This is a genomic window from Nitratidesulfovibrio oxamicus (assembly GCF_015731765.1).
Taxonomy (GTDB): Bacteria; Desulfobacterota; Desulfovibrionia; order Desulfovibrionales; family Desulfovibrionaceae; genus Cupidesulfovibrio; species Cupidesulfovibrio oxamicus.
Genome location: NZ_VRYY01000329.1, coordinates 1 through 2,906 on the forward strand (window position 1 = coordinate 1; position 2,906 = coordinate 2,906).

A 2,906-nucleotide genomic window follows, 5' to 3' on the forward strand; every position below is an offset into this window, starting at 1 on the left:
AAGGGTCCGGAAGCGGAGGAGAACCCGGACGCGCGGGGCAGGCCGGACGCGCCGTGATGCCCCACCGAGCGCGCCACGGCCCGGCTTTCGCGGGCCGGGCGGCGTATCCGCTGCCACTACTTGTGAAAGGTCACGTTCACCGTGTCGGGTGCAATGTCCTTCAGCCGCACCCTGTCCGGCAGGTCTACCCGAACGGGCAGTTTTTCCTGCCCGGGGGCGGCGCCCTCGGGCACTTCGGCGTACACCCGGATGGCGCGCAACGCCTCGGCATCGGCAGCCACGGAAGCGGGCATTTCCAGCAACAGCGTGACCGTGCGCGGCGATACCCGGGCCCGCAGGCCGCGCGGCGACTGCACGGCCACCTCGCGCTTGAGCGTGGTTTCCTTCATGCGCAGGGCCGTGTCCATCCGCACGGAAACGGTGGGCGGTATCGATTCCGTGGCTTCGGGCAGGGTGGGAGTGGCCTGCACCTCCATCGTGCCCGCCTGTTCCGGCCCCGGAGCGGCGACGACAACGTTCACCCTGTCGATGCGCGCCACCAGTGATTCCGGCCCGCGCAGGTGCACCCTGGCGGGGGTCACCTCGGTCTTGTCGATGCGCACGTCCACGGGAAGAGTGCCGTTGATGTCCACGGCCACGGCCACGTCCTTTTCAACGATGGCGTCCACCTCCAGCGTCAGCCGCGAGGGGGTTATCTCCACCACCTCGAAGGCGCGCGCCTCGGGCAGCTTTTCCGCCGTCAGGGGCACGATGTTGGTGCCGCGCTTCAGGCTGCTGAGGTCGATGGCATAGCTCATGTCGCGCGAAGTCATGACGCGTACCAGCCCCTTGGGACCGCGCACGCGCACGCTGACCTTGTTGACCAGCCCTTCGCGCACCACGAGATTCTGGGGGATGCCCTTGAATTCCAGCCGCACCTCGCCCACCACTTCCACCCGCTCGCGCCCGGTGACCATGTACCACAGGGTGACGGACATGACGAAGGCCATGACGGCGTACTGCCAGTTGGAACGCACCGCTACTTCTCCAGGATGTTCTTGAGCACGCGCTTCAGGCGCGTGGCGTCGAGGCTGGTGGTCAGCTTGCCGCCCACGGCCACGGTGACGGCCCCCCGCTCTTCGGAAACAACCACCGCCACCGCATCGCTTTCCTCGGTAATGCCAAGCGCGGCGCGGTGCCGGGTGCCAAAGTCCTGCCGGTCCACGGTGGCCAGGGGCAGTATGCACGCCGCAGCCGCCACCTCGCCCTTGCGGATGATCACCGCGCCGTCGTGCAGCGGGGTTTTGGGGAAAAAGATGGTGATGAGCAGTTCGCGCGAGAGCGCGGCCCCAAGCTTCACCCCGCGTTCGATCATGTCGCCCAGGGCCACGTTGCGCTCTATGACGATCAGCGCGCCGATCTTGCGCTGGGCAAGGTACAGCGCGGCGCCGATGATCTCGTTCAGGGCGTCGTCGGCGGTGGTCTTCTTGCGGAAGAAGCTGCGCGCCCCCATGTCGGTGAGTGCTTGGCGGATGTCGCGCTGGAACAGCACGATGATCACCAGGAACAACGAGCCGAAGAAGCTCTCCAGCAGCCACCCCAGCGTGTACAGCCCCAGTTCTCGCGAGACGAAGTAGGTGACCACCAGCAACAGCAGTCCGTAAATGGCCGACACGGCGCGCGTGTCCTTGACCATGACGATGATGCGGTAGAACAGCGCGGTGACCAGCGCGATGTCCAGCAAGTCGCGCCAGTTGGCGGTGACGTTCTCCAGGCCCAGCATCAGTTCTCCGTTCGTGGCGCGGGGGCCATGGCTTGGGTAAGGCGCAGGGTGCGCACGGTATCCGCCACGTCGTGCACGCGGTGGCACAACACCCCGCGTGCGGCCAGCAGGGCCGTGGCCACCTGGGTGGCGCACGCCCGCTGCCCGTGGCCAAGGTCCAGCAGCCCGCCGAACAGCGACTTGTTGGAAAGCCCCATCAGCACGGGGCGACCCAGCGAGCCGAAGCGCTCTATCTGGCGCAGTATCTCGAAATTATGCTCCGTCAGCTTGCCGAACCCGATGCCGGGATCAAGCAGGATGCGCGATTCCGGCAGCCCGGCGCGCACGAGCATGTCCATCCTGTCGTGAAAGAAACCCAGCAGCGCGTCCACCACGTTGTCGTAGGCCGGGGCGTCCTGCATGGTTTCCGGCCTGCCAAGGCTGTGCATCAGCACGTAGCCGGGCTTGTAGTGGGCCACCACGTCGAGCAGGCCGGGGTCGAAGGCGCAGGCGGAAATATCGTTGATGATGTCCGCGCCTTCGTCCAGCACCGCCGCCGCCGTGCCCGCCTTGTAGGTATCGACGGAAAGCAGGGGCCCGCCGCCGGGGCGGGTAGGCTGGCCCTGCGGGTCTGCGGCATGCGCCGAGACATGGTCCGCCGCATGTGCCGGGGCATGGTCCGCCGCATGTGCCGCGTAGCCATCGCGGATGCCCCGCACCACGGGCAGCACCCGCGCCAGCTCTTCTTCCAGCGGCACCGGGTCGGCATAGGGCCGCGACGATTCGCCCCCGATGTCCAGCACGTGCGCGCCCTCTCCCGCCAGGCGCAGGGCGTGGGCCACTGCCGCCTCGTGGGTGATGTAATGGCCGCCGTCATGGAACGAATCCGGCGTGACGTTGACGATGCCGAACACCACAAAGGGATGAGGGGGGGCGGGCGTTACCGCCCTTCCCCCCCTTACGGTCCAGATGGCCTGTTGCGCGAGGCCGCAAGCCGTCGTCATCGACGCCCCGCCCCGCCACTGGGGTCGTCATTACCGCCGGGGCCGCCGGAACCGCCGCGTTCGGCGGTGTCATCGGCTTCCAGGGTGAACTCGTCGCGCCCGGCGGCCTCTGCGTCAGTGCCTGCCGGGGCCGCGCCCGCCGAAACGGGACCGGGCTGCGC

3 protein-coding genes are annotated in these 2,906 nt (G+C 68.0%); all 3 read right to left on the reverse strand.

The annotated features are described in order from the left end of the window. Positions 1-116: 116 nt before the first annotated feature. From FVW20_RS11295 to folP, 3 genes are read right to left on the reverse strand one after another with little or no spacing between them, the layout of a single operon-like run. On the reverse strand, positions 117-1,016 hold the full coding sequence (locus FVW20_RS11295) for a CdaR family protein (RefSeq protein WP_196609665.1): 900 nt from the start codon (positions 1,014-1,016) through the stop codon (positions 117-119). Between the two features lie 2 nt (positions 1,017-1,018). After that, on the reverse strand, positions 1,019-1,762 hold the full coding sequence (gene cdaA / locus FVW20_RS11300; protein WP_012611226.1) for a diadenylate cyclase CdaA: 744 nt from the start codon (positions 1,760-1,762) through the stop codon (positions 1,019-1,021). Next, the gene (gene folP / locus FVW20_RS11305) at positions 1,762-2,745 is read right to left on the reverse strand and encodes a dihydropteroate synthase (protein WP_196609667.1); all 984 of its coding nucleotides are present in this window, start codon (positions 2,743-2,745) and stop codon (positions 1,762-1,764) included. Before folP ends, cdaA begins: the two co-directional genes overlap by 1 nt. Between the last annotated feature and the right edge of the window lie 161 nt (positions 2,746-2,906).

Coding starts and splice junctions, on each gene's coding strand:
- cdaA (WP_012611226.1), bottom strand. CDS start 1,762: ATGCTGGGCCTGGAGAACGTCACCGCCAACTGGCGCGACTTGCTGGAC.
- folP (WP_196609667.1), bottom strand. CDS start 2,745: ATGACGACGGCTTGCGGCCTCGCGCAACAGGCCATCTGGACCGTAAGG.